Origin of the sequence: Tenacibaculum sp. SSH1-16, from assembly GCF_040104435.1 — a bacterium.
GTDB lineage: Bacteria > Bacteroidota > Bacteroidia > Flavobacteriales > Flavobacteriaceae > Polaribacter > Polaribacter mesophilus.
This window is the reverse complement of sequence record NZ_JBECOV010000015.1, coordinates 1-15,210: the sequence shown is the minus strand read 5'-3', so window position 1 is coordinate 15,210 and position 15,210 is coordinate 1. Positions and strand designations below refer to the sequence as shown.

Genomic DNA, 15,210 nt, shown 5'->3' with positions numbered 1-15,210 from the left:
ATTGGTGGTTTTATTTTTTACATAAGCGATTTTATTTTGTTTGGTAGTTTTGATGCGAATTCAACCAGCTGCTTATAAGTTAAAGTTCTACCCACTCTACTATTAAGTTTGTCTTCACGCTGGTTAATCCTAAGTAATTTTTGTTTCATAGGAAAGCGAGTTTTGAGTTCACCTAAATATAATAAAAAAAAACTGAATTTCAGTAGGTTATGTTTGTTTTGGGGTAAAGTATTTTGTAGAGTAGGTGTTTTTCCTATAAAACTTTTTTCATAGTAGTAGTTTTTGCTACTGTTTCTTGCCATTCTTTTATAGCATTACTGTCGTTTGTAATTCCACCTCCAACATAAATATACACAGTGTTGTTAGAAACTTCCATACAACGAAGATTAACAAATAAATGACTTTCCTTATTGTCTGTATTCAATTCTCCTAAAAAACCTGTATAAAAGCTTCTATGATAGTTCTCATTATTTAAAATAAATTGTTTTGAAGCCTCTAAAGGCATTCCACAAACGGCAGGGGTAGGATGTAAGCTTTTGATTAAAGAAGCAGTACTCGTTTTTAACTTTCCATTAATAATGGTTCTTAAATGGAGTAATTTACCCGCTTTTATAGTTTCAATACCAGATGTTGTAATGTTTAAGGAAATATCAGATAACCTATCAGTGATGTAGTCAGTTACAAATTGTTGTTCTTCTAATTCTTTTGGCTGCCAAGTAACATTAGTTGTGCCATTGTAAACTTGTGTTCCCGCTAAAGCCATAGTAGTAAAATTTTTATCTTTAATACTAACTAAAGTTTCTGGGGTAGCTCCTAACCATAACCCAATTTTAGGATGATACCAAACATATACAAAAGCTGTTGGGTAGTTATTCAGAAGTTTTTGAAAAGTATTAATAAGGCTGAAATCTGATAACTCAATTTTTTCTTTTCTGGAAAGAACTACTTTTTTAAACTGCTGATTTTTAATAGCGGCTATTCCTTTTTCAACTAGTTGAATGTGGTTCTCTTCGGAAGCTGCATCAGGAGCGTGATTAGTGTTGTTAGTTTGAGTATCGTCAATAGTAACTTTTTCTTCAACACAAGTAGATTGATTTCTAGGAATTAAGATAGCTTTTTCTCTGCTATCAAACGGAGCAAAAATAAATCCACTCTCATTATAATTTTCAGAGGTAATTAAGTCGTTGTTTTGTTGAAACCTCCCTTTAATTATAGAACTGTTAGGTTTTTTGTAAGTAACAAAAGGTAATTCTTTGTTGAAGGCTTCTTTTATGTTTAAAAAAATACTCAATCTAATTGTTGTATTAAATGTTCTTTAATCGTGTCAAATTTACTCCAAATAAATCCATGACCAGCATCAGGAATGCTAATTAACTCAAGCTGATTTTCAGGAAATTGCTCTTTCAAAAATAAAGAGTTTTCAATAGGTACAATCCAATCATTAGTTCCATGGATACTTACTATGTTGTTAGGAGTAGATTTCCAGTTGTTTTCAAATAGTTGTAAATCTTGTTTATGAGATAACTTTTCTTTGCTCGCTTCTTGCCATATTGGAGGAACCAACCATCGAGTAATTTTCCATTTATATAAATTTAAAGACCATGGCATGGGTTCTACTTCACTATATATAGCAGGAGCCAGCAAAATTACTTTTCTAACTTTTTCTTGTATAGCTAAGGCAATAGGTCCTCCATAAGAATAGCCTACAAGAATCGTTTTATCGGGATTAATATTATGTAAAATGTTCTTCAACATGTCACGTTCAAAAGCAATACTTTCTTGAACCGGATTTTTGTCTTGATAATTGTAGCCAATTCTGTCGTACGATATCATATTAGTTTTGCTAAGTAATGCGCTATCCTTTATATATTTTACAAAATCGCTAGAAGAACCTATTGTTCCATGAACAAAAACCAGTGTAGGTAAAGTAGTATCTTTTATAATTGAAAGTTTTCTGTACTTAAAACCTTTAAAGTCTTCATAAGTAAGGACAGGAGTAGCAGAGCTTCCTGAAAATTTTTCAAGTACTTTTACATCAGATTTAGGAGCAGAAAAATTCCAGAATAAATAATACAAAACAAGGAAAAGCACAAAGAGTACAATTCCAATAATTTTCAAGATTTTTTTTAGCAATTTCATGCTATTGTTTATCCAAAACAATATTGGTAATCTTACAAAGTGAAATCAAATTGTCATCCTCATCAACAATTCTCACTTCCCACAAATGTGTAGTTCTACCTTTATGAATTGCCTTAGCAGTAGCGAAAACATGTCCTTCTCTCTTACTTTTTACATGATTGATACTCAGCTCAATTCCTTTGATAATTTTATTAGAGTCTCTTAAAAAAAATGCAGAAGCACAACTACCAACCGATTCTGCTAAAGCAGCTGTAGCACCACCATGTAATATTCCATAGGGTTGATGTACTTTAGATGTCACAGGCATTTTTGCTGTAATAAAATCATCTCCTACATCAACAAACTCTATTTCTAAAGTTTCCATCAAGGTGTTTTTGTTGTAACTGTTTAAGACTGTAAGAGATGCTTGCTTATTCATGGTAACTAAAAATTATCACCCAAAAATACGTATTTTTGTACTGACAAAAAATGATAGAATGTATAAAGTACGCGTAATTTTAGATACGAAAGAAGATGTAATACGAACCCTGTTAGTAAACGAAAAAGCTTCATTAGAAAACCTACACTTTGATATTGCAAAAGCGTTTGGTTTTAACGGACAAGAAATGGCATCTTTTTACCGTACCGATGAAGATTGGAATCAAGGTGAAGAAATTCCTTTATTCAATATGTCAGAAGCAGGAGAAGGAATTTCAATGGCAACATGTATTTTGCATGAAGCCTTACCAAACCAACACGATAAGTTGATTTATGTGTACGATTTCTTACAAATGTGGACGTTTTATGTAGAGGTAATAGAACAGTCAAATGAAGAAGTTACAGAAACAAAAGTGATCTTATCTGTAGGAGAAATCCCAGATCAAGCTCCAGAAAAAGAATTTAAGGCAGAAGATATTTCAAAAAATATAGATGATGAAATTGATGATGAATTTAATAACTTTGAAAGCCTAGACGATTTTGACTTTGATAATTACTAAGCTATGGCACAATTTATAAAACTGTATAATGAGAACCCAAATCCAAAAGAGATTGAAAAAATTGTAAAAGTTTTACAAAATGGAGGGTTAATTATATATCCAACCGATACTGTTTATGGTTTAGGCTGTGATATTACCAATACTAAAGCACTAGAAAAAGTAGCAAGAATAAAAAAAGTAAAGCCAGAAAAAGCCAACTTCTCATTTGTTTGTAACGACTTAAGCCATTTATCTGATTACGTAAAGCAAATAGATACTGCAACTTATAAAATTTTAAAAAGAGCTTTACCAGGTCCATATACTTTTGTGTTACCTGGTAGTAATTCACTACCAAAAGCTTATAAAAAACGAAAAACAGTAGGTATTCGTGTACCCGATAATAATATAGCAAGAGCCATTGTAGCAGCTTTAGGAAATCCGATTGTATCTACATCTATTCATGATGAAGATGAAGTATTAGAATATACAACCGATCCTGAATTAATTTTCGAGAAATGGCAGAATATTGTTGATATCGTGGTTGATGGAGGATACGGAGACAACCATGCATCTACTGTAATCGATTTAACAACCGATGAACCAGAAGTAATTCGTGAAGGAAAAGGAAGCTTAGATATTTTGTAATAATAAAATAAGTTTAGTTGAAATCTTACAAAACCACTTTTTAATTAAAAACACAATCCCTATCTTAGTATAGAATAGAAAAAGGATATATGTTTTTACTGGATAGATTCCCCAACGACAGCGGACCAATATATCAAGAAACCATAGCAGGCAGATTGCCTGTTGAGCCTTTCAATACTTTTAGCAACTTAATTTTTATTGTTCTACTGATTTACTTCGGAAGAAGAATTTATCAAAACCCTAAACAATACCCATTTTTTTTGTTTGCCATTCCAGTAATATTCATCAGTTGGATAGGTGGTACCATGTTTCACGGTACAAGAAGTCATGAATTTTGGTTGTTGTTAGATTGGGTTCCTATCATGATTGTATGTTTAGGAGCTATTATTTATTTCATAGGAAAAATTAAAAAGAAATGGTGGGAACGATTAGCGATAATTGTAGCTATACTTTTAGTGTCTATTTTTCCACGATTTTTACCAATACCTTCAGGATATAGAACATCGTTTGGATATGCAGTAACAGCATTTGCTGTAATAACCCCGTTAATATGGTATGCTTATAAGACCCGTTGGAGAAATGTAAAATACATTGTATATGGAGGAGCAGTTTTTGGAATAGCTTTACTATTTAGGACATTAGATAATAAAGTAGTTGTATTGCCCATGGGAACGCACTGGTTATGGCATACTTTCGGCGGAATAGCAGTTTTCTTTTTACTCTATTATATCTATAAGGACGAGCAAAAATTAACGTAATTCGGTAAACTTTTTTCTTCCTTTAGCATAATACTGCCAAACCGCAGATGTGTGCTCGTAGTAATTTGGTTTTTTAGGAGATTCTTTTCTCTTTTTTATGAATTTAGGAAGATGCATATAAAAACTAAAATGAGCTTTTAAAATAGCAAATAAGTGGTTAGGTTTCCCTTCCAATAAAAATTTAACACTAGCCAATCCGTCTAAGATTAAACGAGAAAAAATAATTGGGAATAATTTAGCAGAGGGTAAGTTTTTAACTAGGTTGAGTAAACTATTCCTGAAGTTTAAAAAGGTTTTCTTCGGGTTTAACGTGTCTAATGTAGCCCCACCTACGTGATATACAGTGGATGCTCCTACATATTTTATAGTATGCTCACTATTTTTAGCGCGCCAACACAAATCAATCTCTTCTTGATGCGCAAAAAAATCTTCATCAAAACCTTGTAGTTGATGAAAAACTTCAGAGCGGATAAAAAAACAAGCTCCAGACGCCCAAAATATTTCAGTAGTATCGTTAAATTGTCCGTTATCAGTTTCTAAGTCGCTAAACAAACGACCACGACAATAAGGGTACCCAAAAGCATCAATAAAGCCACCACCTGCTCCTGCATATTCAAACTTCGATTTATCTTTAAAGTCTAAAATCTTCGGTTGGATAATTGCCGTATTAGGTTCCTTTTTAAAAGTATCAATAATGGGAGTTAACCAGTTCTTGGTAACCTCAATGTCAGAATTTACCAAACAATATACATCTGCATCAATATGTTGTAACGCATCGTTGTAACCTTTTGCATAACCACCATTTTCTGAGTTCTGTACAATTTTTACAGTAGGAAAATGTTGCTTTACAAATGCAATAGAATCATCTGTAGAAGCATTGTCTGCAACATACACTTCAGCTTCTTCTGAACTAAAAGTTATGACAGAAGGTAAAAATTGCTCAAGCAACTTTTTTCCGTTCCAGTTTAATATGACGATAGCTATTTTCAAGACGGTAAATTTACAGTTTATAAATGAATTTTGTAGATCAAAAAGAATCATCTCGACCGAAGGGAGAAATTTATTAATAGAGAAATTCCAATCGTTAAGATTTAGTTATGCTGAATCTTTTTTGATTTCTCCCTACGGTTGAAATGACGTTTTGTGGTTCTTAGATACTTTTTACAAAATCAAGGAAAACTTTTTTATGAAGCGCTAAATCCATATTAGGAGAAAGTGCTACACGAGCAATATAATCTTTATCACCTTCTTTGGTAGTTCCTTGGGTTGAGGTTGCAGGAATTGTCCAGTAACAACCTTTTAACTGTCCGTAGCTTACACAATACTTACTTTCATTAGGAATTTCAGTAATCATTAAATTGATAAGCTTTAAGTTTAAGGCTCTTTTATAGGCTTCTTTTTCTTCCGCAGTATTCCCTTTGGTAGGAAGGTCTAACGAAAATACTGATGGTGTAAATCCTTGCGCAGCTAGTTCTTCTGAAACAAAATTGATTTTAGCACCAGGTAATACTTCATGAATAAAGTTTACAAATTCACGTGTATTTTTATAAGCATCACTAATTCGTTGCGTCATCGAAGGCATTTGTGCAGCTAATATTTCGTATTGAAGCGGTGTAGCCTCGTTATCGCAAATATGTAAGTGTTTTTCTATTTTTTTGATTAACGCGTTGGTTGTTTTATTTCCAACACAGTATCCAGCAGTACATTTTCCACCACTAGGGAATTTAGATCCACTAGCAAACGAAATAGTTCTAATATTGGCTAACATGTCTGTATCTCCTAAAAAGTGAACATTCGGACAGAAAGTTTGGTCTAAAATAAACACAGGATCAACGGCTGTTTCACCCGTTGGAGTCGTACGTTTTTTACTTAAAACATCTCTTAAATCGGTAAGGTTAGGTACTTCTACTCTTGGGTTGGTCGGAATTTCTGCAATGATATACGGAACCGCATCTTGTGCTGCAATGTTGGCTAATACGGTATCAATGCTCTCTACCATGTCGTTGTCTCCATCAACAGGTAAATCAACAATGTCTACGTTGTTTAAACAAGCAGCAACACGTCTCGCTTGGTCGTTTGTACCACCATAACAGTTTGGAGGCACTACAATTTTAATCGTTTTTCCCTTATGGTTTTCAAGAGCATCGTCAATCAATCCCATTAAAATGGCGTATTGTATTGAAAGTCCACTTGAAGCTACTAACGCTTTTGTGCTGGTATTGGTAATCTCATTGATGAGTCTCTCAACCTTTGCTTTGTTTTGTGCTACGTCAGTTACTGTAACCTCATACGGCTCATCGATAAGGTTTTTTAACGCTTTAAACGAATTAGCAGGAGTCATGGCAATAGTTTCTCTTCTTCTTACATGTTGAATGTCTGAAATATAAGAATCGTTTTGCTCTCCGTTTACCAATAAAAAGCTTCCTAATTCTGTGTGTGTGTTGATGTAAAAATCAACGTTTGGTACAATCGTAAAGTTGCAAATAGCTTCTTGTTCAACAATCAATACGGTACTACCATCAAATTCAGGAATAGCTTCAACACTATCCACTTTTTTTAGTTCAAATTGATATCCGTATACATTTTTAATTACTTCAGCATCAAAAAAGCTAGGAATTTCATTGGTATACACTATTTGCGTGTTTTTATTAGCAAATAAATTCGCTCTTAACACAGCCAAAACAGGAACCGTTTGTGATGAAAAACTAATTACATTTGCTGCTTTAGTGTTGTATAGTTTGGCAATCGTCCATTCTAATACAGATGATAATGGATGCCCTAAACGAATATAATCGTATGCAGTTGGTAACTCGTTTAGAGATGAAGCAGTAGCATTGTTGTTGTTATACAAATCTTCAAACTGATCTAAAAACTGAGTTTTCGCTAGCTTTTCTACATAAATATCCAGTCTATGTGTGGTTAAGTTTAACCAATCTGCTGGCATATTTTCTACAACATTTTTTATATAAGTATGTAAGTTTTTGTCTTGCATTATAGGTGTCTTTTAATAAGACTGCAAGATACGTTAATTAGATTTTTTTAGAAAGAGAGTAGAGGGGAGTTTTATTGTTAAGTCATTTGTAAAGTTAATAGTTGAAGATTGTTTTATATTTCAGTTAAATTATAGTTTGGAATTGATATTTTTTTGATAAAAATTAATCCATCATACGTTTCAGCATATGTTTTACTAATCATAATTTTATATAACGGTTTAGGCTGGTATCCTCCTGCTCCTATTAATAAGTGTTTGTTTTTTTTGTTAAAGAATTTTGTTGGCTCATTTTCGATAGCTTGAAGAAGATCAATAAAATAAATTTCTTTGTTTACAGACATCAGTGTTTTAGCATAAGTTTTTCGAAACGGTTTTGTTATGTGGTAAGTTTTCCAATGATTTCCTTTCTTTTTGTCTATTACATAACCTTTTATACTTCCTGTACCAAAATCAAAACCTACGCTATAATAGTCCTTCTTATAATAATTCTTCAAATACTTACCTAGATTAGTTATACCACTACCAGAGCCATACATTTCTTTTTTGTTTATATGTTCATTATGAGCCCAAATAAAGGCTTTTCCATTTTTAGAACTATTTTCTAAAATCCATTTAACATTCTCAAACATTTTTAAATCCCTAAATTCAGTTGTCTCTGTGTAATTGGTTTTAATTTTTGATGCATATTGAGTATGTTTTATTAAATAATCTAAACTTCTAATAACAAGCTTAGATTGGTTGCTTTCTATTTTTGAATTTAATATTTGCTGTTTTAGTTTATATAATTTAGGGATTTGAGCTAACCACCAATTAGAGTGTTTACTATAATTTATTTTTTTGTTTGAACAATTATCTACAACTTTTAAAATATTTTCGTCAATAGGGACTTTATTTTTTTCAATAAAATGACGTACCTCATGATTAATACCTTTTCCTAGTTGGATATCCATTCCATAAAAACGAATTTGTTCTTCTTTTGGTTTATTCAAGTTGTAATTTCTTATCCACTGTAAAAGATTTACAATTTCTTTGGTGTACCAAAAACCAGTATTAAAATTTTTAGCAATCGTTTTAATATTTCCTTTACCTCCACTTATCCATTCATTTATGCCTTTTTCAGCTTGGTAAGATTCCTCCATTATAAAAGTTTTTATACCTTGCGTTTTTACTAAATGTTTGAAAAACTTAGCTTTTAAGTTAAAAAACTCTTTTGTATTATGAGATGCTTCTCCAAATCCATAAATTTTTGCATTGGAAAATTTATTAGGTGTATTTTGTTTAAAAATTGTAAGTTTAGAGTTAGGGTTTGCATCTTCAATCTCTATGGAGTTAATGTTGAGCCAATTGATGGTTTCTTTATTCTGAGAGTAAATAAGAAAATGAGAAATAAATATAAAAACTGAAAGAATCTTTTTCATTTTTAAACTTTTTTATAAAAATTAAATAACACTTTTTGTTAATACAACTTTATTAAAATAGATATATTAAATATAACGAAGATAACCGTTTAAAAATTAGAACCAAACCAAAAATTAAGAAGTCTCTTCAGTATCCAGTTTATCTATTTCATAACTCATATATTCTTTATACAGTTTTGCGATAGACTTGGTTTCTCCAAGTATGGTGAGTACATCATCTGTTAGTAAAACAGTTGAACCGTTAGGCGTAAACGTTTTGTCGTTTCTTTCAACCAAAGCCACTAAAACATCTTTTGGTAACTGAATTTCTTTTAGCTGTTTTCCAATCATGGTGTCTTGCGGAGTTCCTTCGAGTAGTTTGATGCTTACAAATCTCTCGTTTTGTAGTAAAAACTCCTTAATCTCTCTGTGGCTATTCATTTTAAGCAAGGTTTTTACGATTTGCTCTCGTTCTAAAATATCAAGAAGTCTCGATAGCATACGGAGTTGCTGTTTTGGGTTTTCATCAGAATTAATTAGAAAAGCACAGATTTGTATGGGCTTTTTAAACTCATAGTCTTCAGAGGGAAGTGTTCCTTCAATTGGTTTTTTAGAAATCACAATTTTCATGGATGGATGCGAAACACTTTTAAACTTGGCATGAAAAACTAAAATACCTGGTAAAGTGATGACAGATTCATCGGGTATAGACTGGAAAAATTTGTGGAGTACACCTTCTTTGTTGAGGTCTAACTCTCTACAAAAGTAATCGGAAGCGATATTTAAGACCTTGTCAAAGTTAGTGGTATCCTTAAGTATTTTTATTTTCGATGTAATTACGGTTTCATCAAACGGATCACCTTCACGGAGTCCTTTTTCTTTTAAAATGGTCATTAATTCATTTTCCAATTCATCGTATTGATGCCTCCCTAAAAGCGCAAACCAATGAAAAATAGCGCCTTCTCGTTTTACTTTTCCTTTGGAATAGAAATGATACCAAAGTACCCCAATAACAATAATACCAGAGGTAAAAAGCACTGGCATCCATCCTAAATAAATAATAAGGATGAATGAAATGATAATTCCGACAACTTGCATAAACGGATATAATGGAGATAAATACCCTGGATCGTATGATTCTATTTTACTTTTTCTAAAAACAATAACAGAGAAGTTAATAAAGATAAAAATCAATAATTGGAACGTACTAGCAAGCTTTACAATACCTTCTTCTGATAGTAGTAGAATGAATACAATAATTAATGCTGTAGTTAAAAATATAGCGACTACAGGACTTCCTTTTTTACCAATTCTAGCCAGAATAGCAGGAAACAGTTTATCGCGTCCCATAGCAAACGGGTATCGCGATGCAGATAATAGTCCTGCGTTCCCTGTAGAAGCAAAAGCGGCAAGTGCAGCTACCGACATTAATAAGACTCCCACATTATCGGGTAGCCATTTAAAAAGTTGTTCTGCAGCTGTAGCAGCTGGTGCCAATTCGTTGGCAAAGGCAGTAGGCTCAATAAGAGTTACCATAATAAAAACACCCAAACCATAAATTAATCCTGTAACGACTAAAGAAAGTATCATGCCTAAAGGAATGTTTCTTTCAGGGTTTTTAATTTCTTCTGCAACGCTTACTATTTGAGTGAGCCCTAAATAGGAAACGAAAACAAAACCTATGGTAGTAAACATTCCTCCAAATCCGTTTGAAAAGAAAGGAGTAAATTGTTTGTTAATAGATTCATTGGTGATAGTATCTGAGGTGAAGATAGAAAAAAGACCATCTGCAATAAAACCAATTAAAATGACTAATAGGAATATGACAAACACCTTTTGAAAAGCGGAGGTTTTTTTAGCCCCCACTAAGTTTAATGCCATAAAAAAAAGAGTGGCTATGATAGCAACTACCTTGGTAGGAACTTCCCAAAATATAGCGGCGTAAGCACCAATACCAATAATAGCAAAGGCTGTTTTTAGCATTAAAGCAAAATATGTACCTAGTCCGCCAATAGTTCCCATAAGTGGACCTAAGCTTCTGTCTAAAAAAAAGTAAGCACCTCCTGATCGTGGTAAGGCTGTTGATATTTCAGCAATACTAAACATGGTAGGTAGTATTAATACACCTGCAAGTAAGTAGGCTAAAAATACAGAAGGGCCTGTATAATGTGAGGCGATTCCTGGTAGTAAAAAGAAACCAGAGCTAAACATGGCTCCAGTACTTATGGCAAAAACATCAAATAATCCTAAGTCTTTTTTTAGTTTATTCCTCATGGCTTTTGTGTTTAAGGCTTATTATTAAGTGGTTAGACCATGAGAAGATATGAAAAAAATTACACTTTTTAGGTGCTATTTGGTTAAGGTAATGTTTGTAATGTGCTCTTTTAGAGATTTTTTTGTTGCAAATACTAGTTTGATAGTAGAGAAGTACAGTTTTTATTGGGATGAGGTCCCAATGGTTTTTTATAAATTATAATATCTTGTGTTTTGTGTAAGCAGCAGTTTTTATACTGCTTACACGATATTTCTTTAAATTTTTCTTAGTTCAACTCTTCTATTTTGTGCTTTTCCTTCTTCTGTAGCGTTATTACCTATAGGTTTCGTGTGCCCAAAGCCTTTACTTTCTAGTCTTGATTCTTCAATACCTTCATCTACGAGTGACATAAGAACAGATTTGGCTCTGTTTTTAGATAGTTTCATATTAAAACCTTCATTACCCACATTATCAGTATGTCCTTCAATACTTATTTTTAAATTGGGATTTGTTTTTAACATTTTAGATATTTCACTCACTATTTCGTAAGAGTCAGCTTTAATTCTTGATTTGCCAGTATCGAAATTAATATGTAATGTAGCAAAGCCTTTAGTGTTTATTTCATTTATGATTTTATCTGCTGTTATTTTCTCTATTGTTTGTTCAAATTCTTTTGATTCCACAACTCCAATTTGTGCATTAGCCACATCAGAATAGATTTGAATTCCTATTTTTTTAGTTGGTGTTTTTAATACATACATACGAATAGGATGGTTTACAACATCTCCAACATAAAAATTATTAAAGTAAGTATAACGATCGTTTACGCTTTCTCCTTTTTGATTTACAAGTTCATTAGGTATTTTTCCTTCAAAAATAAGTTGAGCGCCAATAGCTGTTAAGTAGTCTTTAATGCTTTTATCAAAATAGTATTGATTCCATTTTTGATTTCCATCCATCATAATTCCCATTTTATCTACTCGTCCTTCTATGTCAAAAAATGAATTACCGTCAAACATTTCAAGTTTGTGAAAGTCATAAGACTCTGTGCTGCTAGTATTTTTATTTACTAACATACCTTTTGGTGGTGTTATATAAGGGTATGCACCAATATCAACTTTAGATTCAATTATGTTTTTCCAAGAAAATTTTTTAGTGTTATTCTTTAATTCTTTTTTTTCTTTGGTTGTAACTTCATTATTAACAACTTCATCTAAGTTGTTTTTGGAAGTCTCTTTCTCATTTTTACATGAAATTAAAGTAATTATTGATAACAAACAGATTGAGTAAATTCTTTTCATTGTAATTCTTATTTAAGTTTGGCTTCTAATTGTTAATAACAGCTTTTATGTGATTGTTAATTATGGAGTTAAATATAATATTTTTAAGTTTAGTTTAATGTTATTAATTATTTTAGTGGTTTTTTGAAGTTTCTTACATCTTCTTGAGATTGAAAGTAGGTTATATTTGTAATTAAGAGTTTATTACTACAGTTAAACATTATAAAGATTAATTTTATAGTTATTTCTCGGGAGAGTTTAATAATAAGTTATTCTTATTTAGTAGTATACTTTTTGTATTCAGCAATTTTATTTTCTAATCTTTTATTTAAATATTCATTCTTGTTATTTAGTGCTTCATTAATTACGATAGCTTCAGATAAATAGTGTTGAATTTTATCTTTTTTCCAATGTTTTGGTGGTTCTTGAAGGTTTGTAATTCTGTCTGCTAATTTTACCATTCCAACCTCTTTTTCAAGTTTGTTTATTCGGTTCAAGCTGTCTGTCATTTTCTCTTTTTTAGAATCTAGGTTTTTATCTTTAGTCAATGCTAGAACTCCATTAGCAACTTTTTCTCCAAACATGTTCAATAACTCCGAAAAGTTGGTATCAGTATCTTCTAATGTATCGTGGAGTAGCGCTAATTGAACAGCATAATTTAAATCGAAATTGTTATTTGCATTATATGCTAAGATTATTTCCATAGCAACGTTAGAAATATGTAGCAAATAGTTAGAATTTGTTCCAGGAACTTTTTGATCTTTGTGCTTTTCTCCAGCAAATTTTATTGCTTTTTGATATAGTTCTTGTGTCATTTGAGGTGTTTTTCTATTAATAGGCTACAACTTGTTTAATCTTTATAGTTTTCTAAGGCATATCTTACATTTTCATTTCCGCTGTCTATTAACTCCTTTATTATTTGATTGCTTTTAGGGGAGTTTATAGCTTTCAATGCATGAATACATTTTCTTAAAGTTGATTCGTTTTCATCATCATATTTTCTGTAAATCTCTTCTTTTACAGCAATTTCTTTTAGAGGCTCAGTAAACCTATCATCTTTAAAACTTCTAACTATATCAACAATATTTTCATGTTCTTCATGCCATTCAGCTAAAATAATTTCCTCAAAAACATTTATATACTCATTATCAGTACCATCATAAAAGCACATGGTAATACAAAAGGTAAGTTTATCATTATCCTTGTTTTCAATAGCCTCTCTAAATAGTTTTAAAACTTGAGTTTTATATTTTTTCCTGTTAAGAGAAATACCCTCAAAAAAGTCTTTCCCTTGTCGTAGATTTTTTTCGTAATTAGAATAAATATCAGATAGTTTCTTTTTACGAAAGAGTTTTTTTAGCATAGCATATTATTGTTCAAAAGGATAAAAAGTAGGCGAGAACAAGCAATTACTTATAGTCATTGTTGTAGGTAGTTTTTTATTCATAAAATGAGCTTGTGTCAACTTCAAAATTGTGAACTTCAGTTATTTTCAAATTCTTGTCAGTATCATATTCTAATGTAAATTTGAAATTAAATGGATAAGAGTCAAACATTTTTAATCCATCACCTTTTAATTGGTCACCATCTGAACCGTATTGCAGTTCAACGCTTAGAACTCCGTCTCCGATAACAAATATGGCATTACCATTAATTTCAATTTCATCTATATCAATTTCGATTATTTCATCGATACGAGAATGAGTAGAAAGTATATAAATTTCATTAGGTAAATTTCCAAAAAGATAGTCCCATAAAATCTCTTCAAAATTTTTAATTTCAAGCCGTTTTTCTTTAGGTGGTGTAGCAACGACAACCATAAATCTATATTCGCCACTTTCTTTGATGTAATCAGCGATAGACGATAATTTTTTACGCCTTTCACTGGTCATTTTTCCTGTTTTAATTTCTAATACAACTTTATCATCTTTTCGTTCTGCAACTATATCTGCAATATATTTTCCTATTCTTTTTTCAAGATATACTTCATATCCTCTATTTTCATAATCTTCTTTTATTTGTAAAATAGCAATATCGTGCAGATATTTTGAAAGATACTTTTTTTTGATTTCCATACTACTCGATATTAAATTTAAACATTGAAGGTTGAAATTTTCCGCATTCTATGTAGACAATATGCTCCTCATTCTCGAAGGCATCTAAAAGCTTTAAAACAAAGTCTCCACTTAAACCAGAAACATCAATTACACTATAATCTTCTAATTCCAAGTTTAAGCTTCCAGCAGTCCTTATTCTAATTTGTTTGTCATCATCATAAAGTAAACCACCTAAACAATCCCAAACAGGTTTGCTTAAATTGTCTACATCTAAATGGAAATTTTTATTAAAGAAATAATAAATTGTAGCGTATAGATGTCCTTTCAACAATGAATGATTTGCGTAAAATGCTTTGAATGCTTTTTCAAGTGCAATTTTGTAATTATCTTTTTTAGTTCCTTTAAGACTGTTATAGGATTTTGGCTTCTCTTTAAAAATAAAATTATACATAAAATTTATGAGGTTCTTAAATTACAGCTAAAACTAGCTTATATACGTAATAAAATTACTGTTATATTCTTTTTACGGTAGGATAAATGGAACTTTTAGCAATTTTTATTCATTCAAATATAAAAAAAGTAAGATAAAAAAGTGTAACTTTTTTATCGGGTCAACACACGAAGCCTAATCGGGTCAACACACGAAGCCTAATCGGGTCAACACACGAAGCCTAATCGGGTCAACACACGAAGCCTAATCGGGTCAACACACGAAGCCTAATCGGGTCAACA

Annotated in this window: 15 protein-coding genes; 3 read left to right on the top strand and 12 right to left on the bottom strand. The window is 31.5% G+C overall.

The annotated features are described in order from the left end of the window. Positions 1 to 253: 253 nt before the first annotated feature. The 3 genes from ABMY20_RS14450 to ABMY20_RS14440 are packed head-to-tail and all read right to left on the bottom strand — an operon-like array spanning position 254 to position 2,557. A complete protein-coding gene (locus tag ABMY20_RS14450) occupies positions 254 to 1,291 on the bottom strand; it encodes a chorismate-binding protein (RefSeq protein ID WP_349265625.1) in 1,038 nt (345 codons plus the stop codon). Next, positions 1,288 to 2,139: an alpha/beta hydrolase gene (locus ABMY20_RS14445; RefSeq protein WP_349265624.1), complete on the bottom strand. Its 852-nt coding sequence runs from the start codon at positions 2,137 to 2,139 to the stop codon at positions 1,288 to 1,290. Before ABMY20_RS14445 ends, ABMY20_RS14450 begins: the two co-directional genes overlap by 4 nt. A 1-nt stretch (position 2,140) precedes the next feature. After that, positions 2,141 to 2,557: a PaaI family thioesterase gene (locus ABMY20_RS14440; RefSeq protein ID WP_073181248.1), complete on the bottom strand. Its 417-nt coding sequence runs from the start codon at positions 2,555 to 2,557 to the stop codon at positions 2,141 to 2,143. A gap of 58 nt (positions 2,558 to 2,615) precedes the next feature. Between ABMY20_RS14440 and ABMY20_RS14435 the strand changes: the two genes are divergently transcribed. From ABMY20_RS14435 to ABMY20_RS14425, 3 genes are all read left to right on the top strand, one after another. Then, positions 2,616 to 3,116, top strand: coding sequence for a hypothetical protein (locus tag ABMY20_RS14435; protein WP_349265623.1), 501 nt, complete (start codon positions 2,616 to 2,618; stop codon positions 3,114 to 3,116). Positions 3,117 to 3,119: 3 nt separating this feature from the next. Next, on the top strand, positions 3,120 to 3,740 hold the full coding sequence (locus ABMY20_RS14430) for an L-threonylcarbamoyladenylate synthase (RefSeq protein WP_159616482.1): 621 nt from the start codon (positions 3,120 to 3,122) through the stop codon (positions 3,738 to 3,740). 89 nt (positions 3,741 to 3,829) lie between these two features. After that, positions 3,830 to 4,498, top strand: a complete 669-nt coding sequence (locus ABMY20_RS14425; RefSeq protein WP_173361064.1) for a ceramidase domain-containing protein — start codon at positions 3,830 to 3,832, stop codon at positions 4,496 to 4,498. Here the strand turns inward: ABMY20_RS14425 and ABMY20_RS14420 are convergent. From ABMY20_RS14420 to ABMY20_RS14380, 9 genes are all read right to left on the bottom strand, one after another. Beyond that, the gene (locus ABMY20_RS14420; protein WP_173361065.1) at positions 4,490 to 5,488 is read right to left on the bottom strand and encodes a glycosyltransferase family 2 protein; all 999 of its coding nucleotides are present in this window, start codon (positions 5,486 to 5,488) and stop codon (positions 4,490 to 4,492) included. The genes ABMY20_RS14425 and ABMY20_RS14420 overlap by 9 nt on opposite strands. 160 nt (positions 5,489 to 5,648) lie before the next feature. Beyond that, entirely contained in the window at positions 5,649 to 7,490 is a 1,842-nt protein-coding gene (locus tag ABMY20_RS14415; RefSeq protein ID WP_349265622.1) for a cystathionine beta-synthase, read from the bottom strand. 113 nt (positions 7,491 to 7,603) lie between these two features. Continuing rightward, positions 7,604 to 8,908, bottom strand: a complete 1,305-nt coding sequence (locus tag ABMY20_RS14410; RefSeq protein WP_349265621.1) for an erythromycin esterase family protein — start codon at positions 8,906 to 8,908, stop codon at positions 7,604 to 7,606. Positions 8,909 to 9,022: 114 nt separating this feature from the next. Further along, positions 9,023 to 11,161 carry an amino acid permease gene (locus ABMY20_RS14405; RefSeq protein ID WP_349265620.1) on the bottom strand — a complete coding sequence of 713 codons (2,139 nt, stop codon included), beginning with the start codon at positions 11,159 to 11,161 and terminating at the stop codon, positions 9,023 to 9,025. Positions 11,162 to 11,416: 255 nt separating this feature from the next. Beyond that, positions 11,417 to 12,442: an OmpA family protein gene (locus tag ABMY20_RS14400; RefSeq protein WP_239180305.1), complete on the bottom strand. Its 1,026-nt coding sequence runs from the start codon at positions 12,440 to 12,442 to the stop codon at positions 11,417 to 11,419. Between the two features lie 254 nt (positions 12,443 to 12,696). Beyond that, the gene (locus ABMY20_RS14395) at positions 12,697 to 13,236 is read right to left on the bottom strand and encodes an HD domain-containing protein (protein ID WP_349265619.1); all 540 of its coding nucleotides are present in this window, start codon (positions 13,234 to 13,236) and stop codon (positions 12,697 to 12,699) included. A gap of 35 nt (positions 13,237 to 13,271) precedes the next feature. Continuing rightward, positions 13,272 to 13,784 carry a hypothetical protein gene (locus ABMY20_RS14390; protein ID WP_349265618.1) on the bottom strand — a complete coding sequence of 171 codons (513 nt, stop codon included), beginning with the start codon at positions 13,782 to 13,784 and terminating at the stop codon, positions 13,272 to 13,274. Positions 13,785 to 13,860: 76 nt separating this feature from the next. After that, positions 13,861 to 14,496, bottom strand: coding sequence for a hypothetical protein (locus ABMY20_RS14385; RefSeq protein WP_349265617.1), 636 nt, complete (start codon positions 14,494 to 14,496; stop codon positions 13,861 to 13,863). Position 14,497: 1 nt separating this feature from the next. Beyond that, complete coding sequence (locus tag ABMY20_RS14380; RefSeq protein ID WP_349265616.1) at positions 14,498 to 14,929, bottom strand: RusA family crossover junction endodeoxyribonuclease; 432 nt, start codon at positions 14,927 to 14,929, stop codon at positions 14,498 to 14,500. Positions 14,930 to 15,210: the final 281 nt, after the last annotated feature.

Excerpts from the sequence above, each read along its gene's own strand:
- ABMY20_RS14445 (WP_349265624.1), bottom strand. The coding sequence starts at position 2,139 with ATGAAATTGCTAAAAAAAATCTTGAAAATTATTGGAATTGTACTCTTT.
- ABMY20_RS14440 (WP_073181248.1), bottom strand. The coding sequence starts at position 2,557 with ATGAATAAGCAAGCATCTCTTACAGTCTTAAACAGTTACAACAAAAAC.
- ABMY20_RS14435 (WP_349265623.1), top strand. The coding sequence starts at position 2,616 with ATGTATAAAGTACGCGTAATTTTAGATACGAAAGAAGATGTAATACGA.
- ABMY20_RS14430 (WP_159616482.1), top strand. The coding sequence starts at position 3,120 with ATGGCACAATTTATAAAACTGTATAATGAGAACCCAAATCCAAAAGAG.
- ABMY20_RS14425 (WP_173361064.1), top strand. The coding sequence starts at position 3,830 with ATGTTTTTACTGGATAGATTCCCCAACGACAGCGGACCAATATATCAA.
- ABMY20_RS14415 (WP_349265622.1), bottom strand. The coding sequence starts at position 7,490 with ATGCAAGACAAAAACTTACATACTTATATAAAAAATGTTGTAGAAAAT.
- ABMY20_RS14410 (WP_349265621.1), bottom strand. The coding sequence starts at position 8,908 with ATGAAAAAGATTCTTTCAGTTTTTATATTTATTTCTCATTTTCTTATT.
- ABMY20_RS14405 (WP_349265620.1), bottom strand. The coding sequence starts at position 11,161 with ATGAGGAATAAACTAAAAAAAGACTTAGGATTATTTGATGTTTTTGCC.
- ABMY20_RS14400 (WP_239180305.1), bottom strand. The coding sequence starts at position 12,442 with ATGAAAAGAATTTACTCAATCTGTTTGTTATCAATAATTACTTTAATT.
- ABMY20_RS14395 (WP_349265619.1), bottom strand. The coding sequence starts at position 13,236 with ATGACACAAGAACTATATCAAAAAGCAATAAAATTTGCTGGAGAAAAG.
- ABMY20_RS14390 (WP_349265618.1), bottom strand. The coding sequence starts at position 13,784 with ATGCTAAAAAAACTCTTTCGTAAAAAGAAACTATCTGATATTTATTCT.
- ABMY20_RS14385 (WP_349265617.1), bottom strand. The coding sequence starts at position 14,496 with ATGGAAATCAAAAAAAAGTATCTTTCAAAATATCTGCACGATATTGCT.
- ABMY20_RS14380 (WP_349265616.1), bottom strand. The coding sequence starts at position 14,929 with ATGTATAATTTTATTTTTAAAGAGAAGCCAAAATCCTATAACAGTCTT.